Annotated in this window: 27 protein-coding genes; 12 read left to right on the forward strand and 15 right to left on the reverse strand. The window is 59.5% G+C overall.

The genetic code is table 11. The annotated features are described in order from the left end of the window. Positions 1-5: 5 nt before the first annotated feature. From ACIQUI_RS09910 to ACIQUI_RS09970, 13 genes are all read right to left on the reverse strand, one after another. A complete protein-coding gene (locus tag ACIQUI_RS09910; protein WP_403197669.1) occupies positions 6-236 on the reverse strand; it encodes a hypothetical protein in 231 nt (76 codons plus the stop codon). Next, complete coding sequence (locus ACIQUI_RS09915; protein WP_403197672.1) at positions 233-703, reverse strand: hypothetical protein; 471 nt, start codon at positions 701-703, stop codon at positions 233-235. The genes ACIQUI_RS09910 and ACIQUI_RS09915 overlap by 4 nt, the downstream gene beginning before the upstream one ends. Further along, positions 700-1,170: a hypothetical protein gene (locus ACIQUI_RS09920; RefSeq protein ID WP_403197675.1), complete on the reverse strand. Its 471-nt coding sequence runs from the start codon at positions 1,168-1,170 to the stop codon at positions 700-702. The genes ACIQUI_RS09915 and ACIQUI_RS09920 overlap by 4 nt, the downstream gene beginning before the upstream one ends. Then, positions 1,170-1,976: a hypothetical protein gene (locus tag ACIQUI_RS09925; RefSeq protein WP_403197677.1), complete on the reverse strand. Its 807-nt coding sequence runs from the start codon at positions 1,974-1,976 to the stop codon at positions 1,170-1,172. Before ACIQUI_RS09925 ends, ACIQUI_RS09920 begins: the two co-directional genes overlap by 1 nt. After that, on the reverse strand, positions 1,963-2,946 hold the full coding sequence (locus ACIQUI_RS09930; RefSeq protein WP_403197679.1) for a phage replication protein: 984 nt from the start codon (positions 2,944-2,946) through the stop codon (positions 1,963-1,965). The genes ACIQUI_RS09925 and ACIQUI_RS09930 overlap by 14 nt, the downstream gene beginning before the upstream one ends. A gap of 1 nt (position 2,947) precedes the next feature. Beyond that, on the reverse strand, positions 2,948-3,421 hold the full coding sequence (locus tag ACIQUI_RS09935) for an ead/Ea22-like family protein (protein WP_403197682.1): 474 nt from the start codon (positions 3,419-3,421) through the stop codon (positions 2,948-2,950). Beyond that, complete coding sequence (locus ACIQUI_RS09940) at positions 3,418-3,669, reverse strand: hypothetical protein (protein ID WP_403197685.1); 252 nt, start codon at positions 3,667-3,669, stop codon at positions 3,418-3,420. The genes ACIQUI_RS09935 and ACIQUI_RS09940 overlap by 4 nt, the downstream gene beginning before the upstream one ends. Next, positions 3,666-4,460: a Rha family transcriptional regulator gene (locus ACIQUI_RS09945; RefSeq protein WP_403197687.1), complete on the reverse strand. Its 795-nt coding sequence runs from the start codon at positions 4,458-4,460 to the stop codon at positions 3,666-3,668. Before ACIQUI_RS09945 ends, ACIQUI_RS09940 begins: the two co-directional genes overlap by 4 nt. Positions 4,461-4,587: 127 nt before the next feature. Further along, positions 4,588-4,800, reverse strand: a complete 213-nt coding sequence (locus ACIQUI_RS09950) for a hypothetical protein (RefSeq protein ID WP_403197690.1) — start codon at positions 4,798-4,800, stop codon at positions 4,588-4,590. Positions 4,801-4,819: 19 nt separating this feature from the next. After that, a complete protein-coding gene (locus ACIQUI_RS09955) occupies positions 4,820-5,026 on the reverse strand; it encodes a hypothetical protein (RefSeq protein ID WP_027907143.1) in 207 nt (68 codons plus the stop codon). Positions 5,027-5,088: 62 nt separating this feature from the next. Next, a complete protein-coding gene (locus tag ACIQUI_RS09960) occupies positions 5,089-5,268 on the reverse strand; it encodes a hypothetical protein (RefSeq protein ID WP_403197694.1) in 180 nt (59 codons plus the stop codon). Positions 5,269-5,286: 18 nt separating this feature from the next. After that, positions 5,287-5,475: a hypothetical protein gene (locus ACIQUI_RS09965; protein WP_027919780.1), complete on the reverse strand. Its 189-nt coding sequence runs from the start codon at positions 5,473-5,475 to the stop codon at positions 5,287-5,289. A 32-nt stretch (positions 5,476-5,507) separates the two neighbouring features. Then, positions 5,508-5,756, reverse strand: a complete 249-nt coding sequence (locus tag ACIQUI_RS09970; RefSeq protein WP_403197697.1) for a transcriptional regulator — start codon at positions 5,754-5,756, stop codon at positions 5,508-5,510. Positions 5,757-5,852: 96 nt separating this feature from the next. Between ACIQUI_RS09970 and ACIQUI_RS09975 the strand changes: the two genes are divergently transcribed. Both ACIQUI_RS09975 and ACIQUI_RS09980 read left to right on the forward strand, forming a co-directional pair. Continuing rightward, positions 5,853-6,695: a helix-turn-helix transcriptional regulator gene (locus ACIQUI_RS09975; protein ID WP_403197700.1), complete on the forward strand. Its 843-nt coding sequence runs from the start codon at positions 5,853-5,855 to the stop codon at positions 6,693-6,695. 51 nt (positions 6,696-6,746) lie between these two features. Beyond that, positions 6,747-8,141, forward strand: coding sequence for an ATP-binding protein (locus ACIQUI_RS09980; RefSeq protein ID WP_403197703.1), 1,395 nt, complete (start codon positions 6,747-6,749; stop codon positions 8,139-8,141). A gap of 68 nt (positions 8,142-8,209) precedes the next feature. Here ACIQUI_RS09980 and ACIQUI_RS09985 read toward each other — a convergent pair whose 3' ends face one another. Further along, positions 8,210-8,536 (reverse strand): DUF1654 domain-containing protein, encoded by a 327-nt coding sequence (locus tag ACIQUI_RS09985; RefSeq protein ID WP_403197706.1) that lies wholly within the window; start codon positions 8,534-8,536, stop codon positions 8,210-8,212. Positions 8,537-8,981: 445 nt separating this feature from the next. On the opposite strand from ACIQUI_RS09985, the gene ACIQUI_RS09990 reads away from it, so the two are divergent. Both ACIQUI_RS09990 and ACIQUI_RS09995 read left to right on the forward strand, forming a co-directional pair. Continuing rightward, positions 8,982-9,167: a hypothetical protein gene (locus ACIQUI_RS09990; protein ID WP_403197708.1), complete on the forward strand. Its 186-nt coding sequence runs from the start codon at positions 8,982-8,984 to the stop codon at positions 9,165-9,167. 70 nt (positions 9,168-9,237) lie between these two features. After that, on the forward strand, positions 9,238-10,017 hold the full coding sequence (locus ACIQUI_RS09995; protein ID WP_403197711.1) for a hypothetical protein: 780 nt from the start codon (positions 9,238-9,240) through the stop codon (positions 10,015-10,017). Positions 10,018-10,599: 582 nt separating this feature from the next. Here ACIQUI_RS09995 and ACIQUI_RS10000 read toward each other — a convergent pair. Beyond that, the gene (locus tag ACIQUI_RS10000; protein ID WP_403197713.1) at positions 10,600-10,776 is read right to left on the reverse strand and encodes a hypothetical protein; all 177 of its coding nucleotides are present in this window, start codon (positions 10,774-10,776) and stop codon (positions 10,600-10,602) included. A 42-nt stretch (positions 10,777-10,818) separates the two neighbouring features. Here ACIQUI_RS10000 and ACIQUI_RS10005 point away from each other — a divergent pair, with 42 nt between their 5' ends. The 8 genes from ACIQUI_RS10005 to ACIQUI_RS10040 all read left to right on the forward strand — a co-directional run bounded on the left by ACIQUI_RS10005 (position 10,819) and on the right by ACIQUI_RS10040 (position 15,423). Then, positions 10,819-11,058 carry a hypothetical protein gene (locus tag ACIQUI_RS10005; protein ID WP_403197715.1) on the forward strand — a complete coding sequence of 80 codons (240 nt, stop codon included), beginning with the start codon at positions 10,819-10,821 and terminating at the stop codon, positions 11,056-11,058. Continuing rightward, positions 11,055-11,288: a DUF551 domain-containing protein gene (locus ACIQUI_RS10010; RefSeq protein WP_403197718.1), complete on the forward strand. Its 234-nt coding sequence runs from the start codon at positions 11,055-11,057 to the stop codon at positions 11,286-11,288. The genes ACIQUI_RS10005 and ACIQUI_RS10010 overlap by 4 nt, the downstream gene beginning before the upstream one ends. Positions 11,289-11,308: 20 nt before the next feature. Further along, a complete protein-coding gene (locus ACIQUI_RS10015; RefSeq protein WP_403197721.1) occupies positions 11,309-11,728 on the forward strand; it encodes a hypothetical protein in 420 nt (139 codons plus the stop codon). Continuing rightward, positions 11,725-11,916: a hypothetical protein gene (locus ACIQUI_RS10020; RefSeq protein WP_403197725.1), complete on the forward strand. Its 192-nt coding sequence runs from the start codon at positions 11,725-11,727 to the stop codon at positions 11,914-11,916. Before ACIQUI_RS10015 ends, ACIQUI_RS10020 begins: the two co-directional genes overlap by 4 nt. A gap of 331 nt (positions 11,917-12,247) precedes the next feature. Then, positions 12,248-13,378, forward strand: coding sequence for a hypothetical protein (locus ACIQUI_RS10025; protein WP_403197727.1), 1,131 nt, complete (start codon positions 12,248-12,250; stop codon positions 13,376-13,378). 10 nt (positions 13,379-13,388) lie between these two features. Continuing rightward, positions 13,389-14,150 carry an ERF family protein gene (locus ACIQUI_RS10030; protein ID WP_403197729.1) on the forward strand — a complete coding sequence of 254 codons (762 nt, stop codon included), beginning with the start codon at positions 13,389-13,391 and terminating at the stop codon, positions 14,148-14,150. Beyond that, the gene (locus ACIQUI_RS10035) at positions 14,147-14,914 is read left to right on the forward strand and encodes a lambda exonuclease family protein (RefSeq protein ID WP_403197731.1); all 768 of its coding nucleotides are present in this window, start codon (positions 14,147-14,149) and stop codon (positions 14,912-14,914) included. Before ACIQUI_RS10030 ends, ACIQUI_RS10035 begins: the two co-directional genes overlap by 4 nt. Continuing rightward, positions 14,911-15,423 carry a hypothetical protein gene (locus ACIQUI_RS10040; protein ID WP_403197733.1) on the forward strand — a complete coding sequence of 171 codons (513 nt, stop codon included), beginning with the start codon at positions 14,911-14,913 and terminating at the stop codon, positions 15,421-15,423. The genes ACIQUI_RS10035 and ACIQUI_RS10040 overlap by 4 nt, the downstream gene beginning before the upstream one ends. The last annotated feature ends 180 nt before the right edge of the window (positions 15,424-15,603 follow it).

The raw sequence follows: 15,603 nt of genomic DNA on the forward strand, positions 1-15,603 counted from the left end.
CCCTGTCACGCCGACCTCCAGATCTGCGACCGTGTTTTCTTTCCGTTCTTCTTCGCCTCGCGCTTCACCTTGTGCAGCTCCTCCTGCACCTGGGCTAGGGTCATTTCTCCGGATTCAAGCTTGGCGACCAAGGCCTGCCTGAACTCGGTGCTGTCAGCGACCAACCCTTGCTCCTCGGCGATCTGCAATGCCACACGCTTGTCTGCCCGGCGGTCGCACCAGTCGCGCCTTCTCATGCGGCAGCCTCCCCCAACAAATCAGCGAAGTGCACGCCACGCGCGGCGAACTCCTCGACGATCCGATCGGTGTACTGGCAGCCCTGGGCGCGGTTGAACAACCGGGTTACAGGGAAGCCATCCGGTCCAAACATGGCGCACGGCCCCATCCAGCGCAGCTTGATCTCGTACGGAAGGTTCAACAGGGCCATGTTGTAGCCGTCGCGGAACTCCTCGCAGGAGGCGCGCATGATCGGCACACCGTGGTGAAGCTTGCAGTAGCGTCGCACCTCCTCCACGCCGCCCATCTCGGTGCTCTTGGAGATTCGTTCGTATATGGCGAACCACAGAGCGTTCTGGTCAAGGGTGCGGTCCTTGCCCGGCCGCATACTGACCACGACGAACTTGTTGTCGCGGAACAGCCGGTTAAGCATGGTGATAGCCTCTGAAAGCTTGGCCTGGCTGTTTACGCTGATCTTCTCAGTCATGCGGCCTCCACATGGCGGTCAGTCCTAGCGGCCGTCACCTGCTCCCGAGAGATGAAAGCGTCGACAACAAAGCCGCCGAGATCAACAGCCAAGCCGTTCTCTTCGCCAGCGCCTCGGGACACGTAAAACTTTCGCTCCTCGCGGCCCTGCACCGGGTCGTGGACGAAATAACCGTCATCCGTGACCTCAATGAGGATCTGGTGGTTGCCAGCCTGGATGTTCAGCGACGGCGCCGTGCAGAGATAGACGCCTTCATCGGCCAGCGGCGGGCAGTCAACGCTGTAGAACGCGGTGTACGTGACGCCCAAGTAATCGAGCATGTTGCGGAGAGTGATGTCCCCGTTGCGATAGGCGTGATGAAACTCACGGATGAGCTCTTCCGCCGGACGATCAACGATCATCGCCATGCAGGTGGAAACGCAGCTGACTGGGCACGGTTGCATCTGCAGCTTGATCTGTGAATCCATTACACCCCCTCCCCGGCCGGCTGCCCGGCGCGCTTGATGTTCAACTGAGCGACTGCGGCGCGTGTCTGCCGCTTGCGCAGATAGGTTTCGATGCGGCGGCGCTGGACTTCCTTGGCGCGCTCGCGGTCTTTCTTGGCCTTGGCTGCCGTGAGGATGCAGCGCACCTCGGCGAGCTTCTCCCGCGTCTTCTCGCTGGCCTGTGGGCGAACTGCACCGGTCAGCAGGCCAGCAATGGCCTCGCCGTCTTGGGTGGTCGGCGCAATGCGTAGGTCCGCCAGATACTTGGCCCCGGTCTCTTGGGTGATGAGCTGGGCACGAACGGCGGTCTCGATGGCCACCACCCGGCGCCCAGCGTCGTAGCCAAGTGACACCTCCCACTTGGCCGGCTGATCCTCGGCGCGGGCGAAGCTGACCAGGCGCTCGTAAGCGCTCATGAAGGCCATACGGGCGCCGATCTTGTCCCCTGCTTCTAGGATTGGCTCGGAGGCGATCATGGCCTGACGGATTTCAGTGGTGAGCACGACGGTTTCATGCTCGTCACTGGCCGCCAGCGCGATCGACCACGCCTCATCCTTACCCGGGCGGGAGTCAGCCGCATGGATGTGCTTGAGGACCATGCCGAGAGAAAGGCGCCCAGAAGGCTCTCTACGGCACGCACGCAGTGCGCCGATGATCACGCCAGGCTCATAGGCCGAAAGGTCCTCAGCAATGAGCTCAGCGCCTCCAGCGCTGATTGCCTGCCCCATTGCCTCGGCAGTAGCGCAGATGGCAACGGCCAGTTCGGCTTGTTCGTCAGAGGAAAGCATTGCGCTTACCTCCCTGACGGTTGCGGATTGCGTCAGCCGCTTCCTGCGCCGCGTTCAGGTTCGCCTGGGTCTGCTCCTGCTGGCGGGCAGTCGTGGCGTTCATCTGGCGGTTGGTGACCCACTGGGTGTGATAGGCCTCAGCCTTGGCCAGCAGGTCGCCCAGGTTGTGGCAGCCGTTGATCAGCTTGGCGTCGTTGATCCGCAGGTAGAATGCGGCCACGTGGTGGGCAACTTCAATCCCGAGGCGGTTAATCAGCTGGCCCATCTGCCCGCCGGCCTTGGCATTCCATACCGGCCAAGTGTGGTAGCGCTTGCGGTAGGCCATGGCGTAGTTGGCCCAGGCCTTGAAGGTCTTGCAGGACTGGTCCTTTGGCCCTGGCATGTCAGCCGGGATTTCGCAGCGTGGCTCTTCGCCCCCCACAGGGATCAGTGCAACCACTTTTCCGGCAGGCTGGTTCGGCTCGTCCGAACCTTCCTGCGAACACTGACTGGTACCCTGATAGGTATCCTGATTATTGGTATCCTGATTTGTCGGATTTTTTTCCGACCTTGGATCGGATTTTTTTCCGACCTTGCTCGGATTTTTTTCCGAGGTAGATCGGATTTTTTTCCGACCTTTAGGCCCGGCAGGTGGGGTCGGATATTTTTCCGACCCATCCAGTTTCTGGTTCCACTCGGTAGCCTTCTCCGTCAGGCGGAACAGGGTGATGCTGGAGGTGCTGGAAAGCTCGATCAGGCCGACCTCTTCCAGGGCTTTCAGCATGCGATAGGCCGTGTCTGGCTTGCCAGTGAGCAGAGGCAGCTCGTCGGTGATCTTGGCCTTGCTCAGGGCGAAATAGATCCCGTCAGGCGTCTGCATAGGCTTGGCCCAGCTCGGGCAGCCGTAGACGAACGAGAACAGCAGCGCCTGCTGGGAGTTGAGCCCCCATTCCAGAGCTTTCACCTGGTTGATGGTGAGGGTGAACTGCATATCAAATACCCCCTTTGGCTTTTTCGCTGCGGCGCTTGTCGCGGTAGGCGTAAACCTCTTCCAGGCCTTCCTCGATCATCACGACTTCGCGGTCGAAGTAGGCCTGGGCCTGCTTTTCTTCTTCCGGAGGCAGCTCGCCCGGGCCGGCCAGGCCATTCCAAATCCACTGCATCGCGGCTTCGGCACCTTTCCCGTGCCGCCACTCGACCACCGAGGCGCGCATTCCGAGCAAATAGCGCCCGAACATCAGGTCCATTTCCTTCGCCAGCATGCGCAGTTCCTCGTTCTCGGCGAGCAGTTCCAGAATCGAAGCTGGGCTGGCGGCGGCGATGAACGCGGCATCGGGCATAGAGCGGCATTGGGCAACGCGATAATCTTCAATATCGTCGTTATGAACTTCGAAGCCGTCCTGATCCCAGTGGCTCTGACTTGCAGCCTGGGCAAGCGCCTTGAGTTGATCCTTGTCGATATTCATGACGGCTCATTCCCCGCACGCATGGCGCGCAGCTTGTCGCGCTGGATGATTTCGGTGCACTTGGCGTTTCCGTAGAAGCAGGCGTCTGGCATGCCTTTCGGATCGGAAAGGCAGCAGTCGGAGCAGATCCAGCCACACTCGCCACGGGCGGGCTGGTCGGTCCAGTCGCGCATCTGCTTGTTCATCCCATCCAGATGGGCTGGGAACTCGCTGGCCGGCATCTCGGTGACTTTCACGAGATCGCTCATGCTGCACCCCGCACGGCCTTGTCGTGGGTGTGCAGGCCGTCCCAGTTCTTCTTCATGGGCAGCTCTCCGGCCAGGTAGAGCTCGTACAGGCGAACTGCACCCTTGCGCAGCAGGATCGGCGTGTAGCTGATGAAGGGCTCCCGGCCGTGCGGTGTGATCTCCTGCTGATGCTCGGTCATGTATTTGTCGCGGGCGTAGGCGGCCACGCGGTACCGGGTACCGGACTTGCTCTCGTTGTAGAGCCAGTTGCGGCGCTCGAGGAAATGGCCGACCTGCATCACGTTGACCCCATTGAGGCCCTTGCAGAACTGGACGTGGCTCATGCCTTCCTTGAACAGGTTCTCCAGGTGGTCGATTTTCTTGGCCTGAGCCTCGACCTGGACGGTGAGCAGGACGCGGGCTTTTTCCGACTCCAGGGCCATCTGGAGGATTTCCAGCTTGCTGAGGTCGGTGGGCTTGGCGACTTGGGACTCAAGCTCCTGCCAGCGATCAACCAGAGCACCAGTGAATTCTGGGCATAGCTGGGCGACGACAACAAACGTGTCGCGCTTTCCCTTCTCGCCGGAAAAGACGTACTCGGCCGCAGGTCGACCGGCTGTGGGCTTTTCCTCAATTTGAGGAGAAGCAATGACGCCGCTTTCGACAAGGCTGTCGATGGTCCGCTTAACGTTGTCGTGACGCTTCCCGGTCAACTCCGCGATTTCACGGGACGACATCGTGCGCGCCACAGAATCGCTTCTGCCATTTTGTGGCGCGGCCCTTGAGAGGGCCTGTACACTGTGGGTCTGCATATGCATAATTCCCCTACTGAGTTTTGTATTGCAGAGAGCCGGGCCGCAATCCCGGCTTTTTTGTGTCTGCGATTTGGCGTCCCTTATGAGGGACTGGGGCCCGGGTCCCTAATTAGGGATCGGACGGTTACCTCGGCGCCGCGAACGGCACCACGTTGTTGCCCTTGGGCTTCCCCCGCTGACCGAGGAAGTGCGTGGCCTTTTTCAGGATCTGCGCGGCAAGCTCATCGGTGCTCACACCGACCTCCTCCGCCCAGGCCTCCAGGTCCGCGAAGTCATTCCGGCGGAACCGAGCGATCTCCACGTCGTGCTGCTGTACTGCTTCGTTTGCAGGCGACATCTGTCCTCCCATGACCTATTCAGGCCCTGGCCTTCTTCTCGTTGATCAGCGGCAGGTGGCCGTGCTCTTTCTTGAACGCCAGCGCGGCCAGGATGATTTCCCGGGCCAGCACGCTGTGCTGCGCCTTGAGCTCCAGGGCGTAACCCTTCAGCTCGTTGAAGTCCTCGTCATCCAAGCGGACCTTGACCTGGTGGTCGTGGCGGTGGGCTTTGTCGTCGTAGGCCATCGGGTAATCCCCTGCCCGCTGGGTCAGTCGGTCGGGCTTATTAGTTACGGGTCAGGGCCTATTCAGGCCTTCCGGTGAAACGGCATTACTGCTCCCCGCGGGCTGCGAGGTTTTGTTCGGTTGGCCAGTTCTCGACGGATCAGCTCGGATGCGAGCGCTTCGGGACTGATGCCCCTTCGCTTAGCCTCGCGCTCCAGCTGCTCCATCAATCCCTGGTCCAATCCGATCTCTTCAATCGGCATGGGGCCTCCTACGGGCCTTCAGGCCACGTGCTGATCGCCGGTATTCTCCGAAGCCAAGGCGGCCAGCTGAGCCTCAAGCAGCTCACGGCAAAGCACAGCGCGCTGAGTACGGTGAAACTTGGCCAGCGCCTGGATCAGTTCAAAGGTGTCCTCGTCGACCCGGACCTTGATCTCGCGGTCATGCAGGTGCTTGGGGTTGGCGTACATGCTTGGGTGGCTCCTTGCGGCTAAGAAATTGGTTACGCGGCGGAACGCGTCTGGCCTGCCTGATGGTCAGCTTGCGTCCACGGGAATGATGGGCAGAGGTCTGCTCGCCCAACCGCCCCATTCGTGAGCGCCTCGATCTGTAGTGCGCGCTTGGCTGGGACTGAGCGCTCTCCGGAACACCATTGATTGACGGTTGGGGCCGCCACGTTCAGCCGGCGCGCCATTTCCGCCTGGCTGCCCAGCAAGCGGGATGCTTCTTTGGCTGCTTCTGCTGATTTCATGAGTTCTCTCCTGGAGATTTACGGGTGAATATAAGGCAATACCTTATCGCGCACAAGCCATTGCCTAATCGCAGCTACGAAAGGCCTAATTAGGCAATGCTTACCGGACCGGAATTAGGCGCAGCTATTGATGCCGCGCGGATCGCCAAGGGCGTATCGAAGAAACAACTCGCAGACGACTTCCAGGTGAAGCCTCCGTCGGTACAGGGCTGGGTGAAAAACGGCCGGATCGACAAGTCCAAGCTAATGGACGTGATCGCTTACTTTTCTGACGTGGTAGGTCCTGAGCACTGGGGGCTTCGCGCTGGCTTCTCCTACGAGAGCATCCCGGACATCACTTCGGAGCCTGCCGCAGAGCCGGCGCCTACCTCAGCTGCCGATATGGTTCGCGCGATGCTGGCCAAGCAAGGCAAGAACTTGTCGGATTCGGCGCGCGCGCAGTTGATTGCAGCCGCCGAAGCGACAGATGAGGGAAATGTGATTACGGCAGACTTCTCCCGCCCAGGCCTGGTCGGCGACGAGGTCCGGATCGCGCATTACGACATTCGCGCGGCCATGGGTGGTGGCCAGCTCCCGCACGACTACCCGGAAATGCTGAAAGACATCCGCGTCAGCCCGAGTCACCTGCGTGAGATCGGGGTCGAGTTCGAGGAGCACTACCACCTCAAGGTCGTCACCGGCTGGGGTCAGTCGATGGAGCCCACGATCAAGCACCGCGATCCGCTCATTGTGAACATCAATGTCCGCGACTTCGTGGGCGACGGGATCTACCTATTCGTGTGGGACGACCTGCTCTACATCAAGCGCCTGCAAGTCGCTGACGAAGAGCACTACGAGATGATTTCGGACAATGCCAGGCATAAGGATCGACTGATCCGTCGGGACATGACCTACATCCAGGCCCGGGTTCTGTTGGTGTGGAACGCTCACATAGTCTGAGAAAGCGCTAAATTTGGCGGATGGCTGTTAATCGATTCAAAGGAATGTGTCATGTATCCAGTGTACAAAATAACTGAAGAGCAAGCACTTAAGATCCTTAGCACCCCTGAAGACTTCCTCAATGATGTAAAGGCAAAAGAGATTAAGCCATCAAAGCTGTCTGAGACAGTTTCGGCATTTGCCAACGCTTCCGGTGGCGACATCTACATCGGCATCGCTGAAAACAAGGTAAATCGCACTAAAGAGTGGAATGGTTTTTTAGAACCTGAAGAAGCCAATGACATCCCTCAGGTTCTTCTACAAGCTCACCCTTTCGGAAACCATTTAATATTTGAATACCTCGAATGCGATGGCTATAACGGATTAATACTCCACATAACTATTAAAAAAGTCAAAGAACTTGTAAAATCATCCTCAGGCGACATCTACATAAGAGTAAATGCGGGCAAGCAGAAAATAGACAGCCCGGATTCCTTGAGGAAGCTTGAAATGGACAAGGGGATCATAACTTTCGAAAATGAATGGGTTGAAGTCTCGCCCCAAAGGATAGAAAACAGCCTTTCTATCTTAAGCTTTTTACTGAATGTTATTCCTAGCGGAGAGCCAAAAGTCTACCTTGAAAACCAAGAGTTGATCAAACCTGGCCACGCCAAGGTTTGCGGGGTATTATTGTTCTGTGACGAGCCAGCCATTTACCTCCCCAAGCGCAGTAGCATCAAAATCATGCGCTACAAAACCAAAGAGGATGATATTGGCCGTGAGTTTTTGGACGGCAACCCTCTGACCATAGAGGGTGACGCATATAATCTCATTTTTAGTGCCGTCAAGAAAACAAAAGAAATTCTTGAGGGCATCCAAAAGCTTGGCGATGGTGGCTTGGAAACCATCAAGTATCCTGATGAAACTCTACATGAGATCATCACCAACGCTGTGCTGCACAGAGACTATAGCATCGTAGCAGATGTTCAAATACGTATTTTCGACAACCGTGTGGAGGTCGAAAGTCCTGGCAAGCTACCTGGCCACGTAACTGTCAGAAACATTCTTCACACTCAAAGCGCTCGAAACCCATCCCTAGTTCGCTTAATCAATAAATTCCCCGACCCACCTAACAAGGATGTCGGCGAAGGACTGGATACTGCGTTCCGAGCAATGGAAATGCTTCGTTTAAAAAAGCCCATTATTTCCGAGCTTGAGACTTCGGTACTGGTCGTAATCCGTCATGAATCACTTGGCTCCCCGGAGGAGATCGTGATGGAATACATGACTCGTAACGAAGAAATCACAAACTCTATCGCTCGCGAACTTACGGGGATCAAAAGTGAAAACTCGATGAAGAACGTTTTCCTTCGCCTGAAGCAGAGCAATTTGCTGGAACCTATCCCAGAGCGGCGCGGGTCTGCGTCAGCATGGCGGAAGACAATCAGGCCCACCGTAGATGAATAATGACTGATTGACACAGCCCACCGGTTAGCAGTGCATGCTAACCGGTGGGCATAGACCCGAACTCTCCTTTAAAACGGCGCCACCTCCTCCGCTCCTTCCTCCTCCCAATCCCTCTCCGTGACCAGGTCGTCTCGATCCTCTGCGCTCTGCGGCTCCCACCGCACCGTCACGCTCTCGTCATCATTGAACGTCAGGTCCAGCTCCGGCGTTTCAGCCAGCAGCCCCATCACCTCCTCCCACTCCATATCCCCATCCGTGTCCAGGCGATGGATTGTGACCCAGCGCTGCGACTGCGCGATCGGGTGATTGATCATCGACGACACGCGTAGGCCCAGGCGTTCCAGCCCCGTCATTTCCTGGCGCGCTTGCGGCGTCGACTTCTTCTGCTTGGCCATTCCTTCCTCCGATAACTGTACATCCATCCAGTATTAGGCAGAGCTTACCCGAGCCATCGAACGATGCAAGCCCCGGAAAAGAAATAAGGCACTCATGAAAAAAGTTAGGCATTACCTATTTACAAGAATTAGGCATTGGCTTATCGTTCATCCCATGCAGTCACTCACGAGGGACTGCGGAGGCCCTCAAGCCTCACCGCTCTTTAACAGCCAGCGCAACAACCAACAGACCGCATTGCCTCTACCAGCGACCGGCGCCAGACAGCCCCGAAAGGCTGCCCACGACAGGGACAACCCTGTACGGCTGACGAAGGTGAAACGCCTAAACCGAGAGAACGACCCGGGCATGCAATGCGCCCCGCCACCCCGGCGGTAATGGGACAGAACGATTCACCTCTGCCGGCTCAGTGAGCCGGCTTTGGGAATCCACCTGGAGTACCACTGAATGAACAAGGTCCTTCGCATCACCCTTGCCGGCGAGCGCGAGGTATTCGCCGACAGTGACCTGGCCGCCTGCATCCGCGAGGCGAACCGGCTCAACACGGAGCGAGGCTACCGCAACGGCGTGTGCGTAGTTGAGCTGGAGGACGGGCAGCGGATGACGGCCGCTGACTGCAAAGCTGCAGCATGACGATTTCACTGGCTGGCCTTGGCGACAGGGCCAGACGGGAAATCAACCGAATGCACGGAGCAGTCAACAAATGAGCCAGCAAACCCTGCAAGAGCTTCTCGCGGAACGCGTCACCGTCTACGCCCAGTTTGACCGCCCGCGCGAGCTGATCGACGAAGGTATCGACAAGCTGTTCAAGGAAGTCGTGAGCGATGCGTTCCGCTCCTACGGCGACTTCGGCGGCGCAATCAAGGAGGCCATCAAGGCCGCGCTGCCGGCCAACGTCTCCGATGTTTTCGAGCTTCAGCGCTACAACGGCCTGGTGGCCAACGCCCTGCGCGAACGCTGGGAGGCGGCAGCTGTTCACTCGACCATCATCGAGCAGGCCGACAAATCCATATCCGAGGTGCTGGAAGGCAAAGGGCTGATCACCGGCGAAGTATCGCTACACGATCTGCTCAAGGCCTTCATCGACGAACACAAGGACAAGGCCGCCGAAGAGCAGTGGGAGCGCCCCGAGATCCGAATTGAAGAGGGTGATGCCTACGGCACCGGCATGAAGTTCCTGCACATCTACTTCGACGAAGAGCCCGAAGATCGAGGAAGCAGCTACTCCCGTCGCCGAGAAAACCACCAGCTGAAACACAGCATGCATGTGAACATTGCCGGCAAGCGCGAGGCGGCAAACCACTGGCGCAAGGCCGACGAGTTCGGCGAGGTTTATTCGGCGCGGCTCGACGAGAAGAAGGTGGCTGTCAACATGCGAATCCGTTCGGACTGGGAGCGCATGCTGGCGTCCCTGTACTTCGGCAACGCCATTCTGGTGATCGACTGCGACCCGGATGACCTGAGCTACGGCTTGTACGACTGAACAACCAGCGCCACGTCAGCCTGACGTTAACTGCCCGATGCCCTGCTCCCCATCGCAGGCTGCATCGGAGTGTGATCTGAATGCGCAGGCTGATGCGCGAGTGTAAGACCTGGTGGATCGCGGGAATCATGGCCGGCAAAGTGAGTAAGCGCCCAGATGGCCATGGCGAGTCCAACAATAAGCGGCTGAAACCTTCGCCCCGGTGAAACCCCGGTGTCACTGAGGCCGCCAATAGCCAAGCCGGAGATCAGCACCGGCCAGATCACACCCCGATGCAGTTTTCATCGATTTAAAGCGCATCACCGTGAGCCTTATGAAACGTAACGCTCACCAGCATCGACCTTAATCGACGTTCACAGCAGGCGAATCCGGGGCCTACCCGGCAAGACCAGATGCATGTGAGGTAGCGCTCACCGCCTGCACCAAAGCACTGAGCTGATCAGTGAGGCTGCTTGATTAAGCAGTCTTCTCCTTCGACCCTAATCCCGGCGGGTATCAGCAACGGGAATCGCACTGCTGCAACAGTGCGCACGGCATCCGCTGTTGGTAGCAGCGGCCTTCAATCACCAGCCTGCAGTGAGCCTAAAGCAGGCCCGATGTTCCTTTATTGGGGTTCATCGGAAAGCGCTTGGAATCGTCCGGATCAAATGTCGTTACCGGCCATGCGCTTCCCGATGCATCCCGCATCCCGCATCCCCTTCCCTTCACTTCGACCGCATTGGCAGGCGCCAGGCCACCTTTCACGGTGGGTTTGGTCACCCGCGCCTGGCTCCTGGCCAATGCGGTCCCGAGGATTTACCCATGTGCGATTGCAGGCAGAAATTCGAGCAGGCAGCAGTTGAGCGGTACCCGGAAATCACCGGTGCCAAAGCGACCTTGCAGGGCTACATGCTCATCCCAGCCGGGCGCCAGTATGCGGAGTGCGAGGTTGTCGGAACCCGCACTACTGCCAAGGGCAAAGAGGTCAAGGCCAAGGCCACCATCAACGTGCTTGGCAGCTACTGCATGTTCTGCGGCGAGAAGCATCCGGAGGCAGCATGAGCGGCTGGATCAAGTGCAGCGACAGGCTGCCAGAAGTCGGCACCCGGGTTCTTGCTTGGAATGAACAGTACGGAGCCCGTGAGTCGCTGTACCGCGAGCACGGCAAAGGTTCAATTGCCCAAATCCATGGCTATCCACCGTATTTCTCGTGGGAAGAGCCACAAAGCAGCTGGGCTTCGAGCTGGAAGCCAACGCACTGGCAGCCCCTCCCTTCCCCACCCACCGAGTAACCCACCACCTGGAGGCGACCATGGGCGCACTTCGAGCAGCACAATGGCGGCACGACAACGCTGAGCCAGCCGATGAGTCGGCCTATCAGGAAGCGGCGCAGCACTGGATCGAGAGCAACGCAGAAAGCCTGGTCGGCGGCTGCGACGTTCTGATCCCGCAGCGCTTCGGTGGTCCGATCGGCGTCCGCCAAGACCAGTTCATGGCCAAGCTGGCAGAGCACCTTCGCGCCCTGCAGGAGGCTGAGCAGGACGACATCAACGCCCTGGCCCTTCTCCTTCTCCAGGCGCAGGCCGGCGGACCAGTGAAAAGCATGGTCCCCGACATCCTCGGCCCAAGCGATCACGTCGGCGGCAAGCTTTTCGAGATCGCCGAGTCGATGCTTGAAGAGTACGCCGAGCAAGGCGTTCGGTACGACTCTGACATGGCGAATGAGCCATGAGCCCACACGTCCTGATCGACCAGCAGCTGGATGCTATGGCCCACCCCGGCACTCCTACCAGCTACTCGATGATCATCTCTCGTCAACTGACGGAAATGCTGGGCGACGGGCGCATCACCATCGAAGAGTTCAACCACTACTGCGGGCGCCTCAACAAGATCGTTGATGGGCGCAAGGAGGTCGCGTGACCACGCCAATCGTGAAGACGCTCATTGACGAGCAGGTCGAGGAAGTTCAGGCCGCCCAGGTGCGCGGCACTCTCCGTTTTCCCGTGGGCATGCGCGTCGCGGACCTTCCATACCCGATCAAGGCGGACTGGCTGAAGCGTCGGCCTATTGTTCGGCCGAGACCGTGCCCATGACCAGCTACCGGCGCGCCCGGCGTTTCGCCACCTGGCGTGGCAGATTCATCGCCCTCACCTTCTGCACCGGCTGGCTCCTCCTGAGCGCTCTTGCAGGCAGCATCACCCAGTAACCACCAATGTCAGCGCCCACCGCATGGATGGCGCGGGAGAATCGCATGTCCGTAGAAAAAGAACTGATCGTTGCTCCGCCGCAGGAAACAGCCCTGGCGGTGTACAGCGCAGAAAAGGGTCTTGAGCCTTGGCTGCAGCAGATCCGCGTGAAGATCGACGAGTTCCTGGCCGTGGTGCCGGACCTGAAAACGGTCAAAGGCCGCAAGGAAATCGCTTCCATGGCATACGAGGTTGCGCGCACCAAAACGGCAATCGAAAACAAGGGCAAGGAGCTCTCAGCCGAACAGAAGAAGGTTCCGGGTCGCATCGACGCAGAGCGCAAGCGTGTTTGGGACATTCTTGAGTCGTGGCAGAAGGAGGTGCGCAAACCTCTGGATGACTGGCAGGCCGCCGAAGACGCCCGGGTAGACCGGCACAACGACGCGATTGCCCACATGAAGGCCCTCGCCACCGAGCTTGGCGCGCTTGATGCCGAGCAGCTGCAGACTCGCATCACCGAGCTATCCGCCTTCGTTCTGGGCGAGGCCTGGGAGGAATTCGAGGCTGAGGCCGCCCGAGCCAAAGAGTCTTCGATGAGCGCCATCCAGGCAGCGATCACAGCCCGCCAGAAGTACGACGCCGAGCAAGCCGAACTTGCCCGCCTGCGCCGAGAGGCAGATGAGCGCGCCGAGCAGGATCGTATCCGGGCCGCACAGGAAGCTGCCGTGGAGCTTGAGCGCCAGCGTATAGCTCAGGCGCAGCAGGCCGAGCGTGAAGCCGCCGCCAAGCGAGAGCAGGACCTGAAGGACCAGGCCGCCGCCCAAGAGCGCGAAGCCGAGAACCAGCGCCTGCAGCTCAAATTGCAGGCCGAGCAAGCTGAGCGAGCCAGGCAGCAAGCCGAGGCCGACCGCATTGCCACCGAGCAGCGAATGGCGCGGGAGCGCCAGGACGCCGAGCGCCGGCAAGAGGAAGCGGCCGAGCAGGCACGCCAAGACGAGCGCCGCCGTGCTGAAGCCGCTGCCGCCGAGATCCTGCGCCAGCAAGAGGCTCGCGAGGCAGACAAGGCGTACCGGGCCAGCATCAACCGAGCCGCCCTGGAAGCCTTCATTGCCGAGGGCATGCCTGAGGCCTGCGCCAAGCAAGCGGTCACCCTGATCGCTCAGCGCAAGATCCCCAACATCGCTATCACCTACTGAGGCACAGACCATGACCAGCGCAATCATTGTGCCGGAACAGCGCCGCCAGGCAGTGGCTGCGCCCGCCCCCGTCGACAATAGCATCATGGCGGTCATCAGCCGGGCTGCCGCTGATCCAACCTGCGACATCGAGAAGATGGAGCGCCTCCTGGCCATGCACGAACGCATGCAGGCCAAGACAGCTGAGGCAGCATTCAACGCCGGCATGGCCCAGATGCAGTGCGAGATCCCTACCGTGTTCGAGGCCGCGGTAAACCTGCACACCGGTAATGCTTACGCAACCCTCGACGACATCACCCGGGTGGTCAAGCCGATCATGCAGCGGCACGGGTTCGCGATCACCTTCAAGGTGGAGAACCAGGACAAGTCGATCAGCGTCACCGGCATCCTGATGCACCGCGACGGCCACCGCGAGCAGACAACCATGACACTTCCGGCCGACATCGGCAAAGGCCGGAACGATGTTCAGGCGGTGGGTTCGTCCACCACTTACGGCAAGCGCTACGTGATGTGCGCCTTGCTGAATATCACCACCGGCGACGTCCGGGACGATGACGCGCAGTCGTCGGATGGCTCCGATACGGCGGAAATGCGGGCCCAGGCGCTAGACGACATCCTCGCCCAGGTTGAAGCGGCCGCCACGCCCGAAGAGCTCAAGGATGTATGGCAGGCATCCGTTAAGGTCATGCAGGCGAGCGGTGACAAAGCCGGATACGACACAGTGAAGATCGCCGTGACCAAGCGAAAAACAGTACTGGAGACCACCCCATGATTATCGTCAATTGCACCCAGGGCTCGCCAGAGTGGCTGCAGGCCCGCGCCGGCGTAATCACCGCCAGCATGTTCAGCACCGCCCGCTCCAAGGTGAACGGATTGACCGCTCAGCAGCGCACCTACGTCGAGGCCATCCGGGCTGGTCACAGTGAGGCCAAGGCACGCGATTTGGCAGCCTACAAAGCTCCGCCCAAGGCTGAGGTTGTGCAGCGAGCACTGGATGGAGAAAAGGTTGGCGAGCCATCGAATGCCGCCCTCACCTACGCCTTCGAGCTGGCCGTCGAGCGCATCGGCGGCGCCCCGCTCGATGGCGGGTTCGAGACTTGGCAGATGCGCCGCGGCCACGAGCTGGAGCCGGAAGCCCGGATGGAGCATGAAATCCAGACCGGCCTGATCGTCACGCAGGTCGGCTTGGTCAAAACCGACGACGGCTCCTTCGGCGCCAGCGCGGATGGCTTCATCGGCGAAGACGGCGGTAGCGAGTACAAGTGCTTCCTGGCCCCGGACAAGCTCCGCGCGTTCCACATCGACAACGACGCCAGCGACGTCATCGATCAGGTGCAGGGCTGCATGTGGATCACCGGCCGCAAGTGGTGGCACATCGGGATGTACTGCCCTCTCCTCAAGCCGGTAGGCCGCCAGCTCTGGTGGCGTGAGTTCAAGCGCGATGACGACTACATCGAACAGCTTGAGCAGGACCTGTGGGAATTCAAGCTGCTGGCCGACGGCTTCGAAAAGCAGCTGAGGAGCAAAGCCGCATGAACCCATCAATCGACCTAGAGGCCGCAAAAGCGGCCTTCCTTGCCTCTGGGGGTCAGATCGTCGTGCTGGAAGGCTTCCAATATGTTCCCTTCCGGCAGCGCCATCACCCTGAGCCGAAGCCAAAGCGAGTCAAGCCAGCTTCACCCGCAAAGGAACACCCTCAGCAAACCCGCGCCAAGGCTCGCACCGCGCAAGTCTCCGAACTTGCCAAGACCATGACCTGTGGTGAGGTGGCGGAACTCCTGGGTGAAACCAAGACCGCTCTGTGGGGCGTAGCAGCGAGGGGAGGATTCAAATTTTTCTCCCCACCAAAGCCGCCTGAGCCAGTGAAGATGAAGGCCGAACCATCACAAGAGGATCGCGATATGGCGGCCAAGATCATCGCTCTGCGAGACTCAGGAATGTCCCGTTGGGGTGTGACTCTGGAGTTGGGAATCGGTAACTGCAGGTTCGCGCGCATCCTTGCCGCGTTCGACATTAACTTCCCGCTCCAGCGGAATCGAGGGTAGGCCATGATCGCCACCATCTCCCAGCCCGCGCCCGCCGTTAAGTACGCGGCGGCCATGGCCAAATCCACTGGTCAGCCTTGGGGTGTATACCGAGGAAACAATCGCCTACTCGTGGTCATGCCGTCCGGCTCGACGAAGAAAACGCCCATTGAGGTGTGCCATCCATGAGGCGCATCCAGA

It is taken from the genome of Pseudomonas sp. NPDC090592, from assembly GCF_044769185.1.
In the GTDB taxonomy this organism is placed as follows: Bacteria; Pseudomonadota; Gammaproteobacteria; order Pseudomonadales; family Pseudomonadaceae; genus Aquipseudomonas.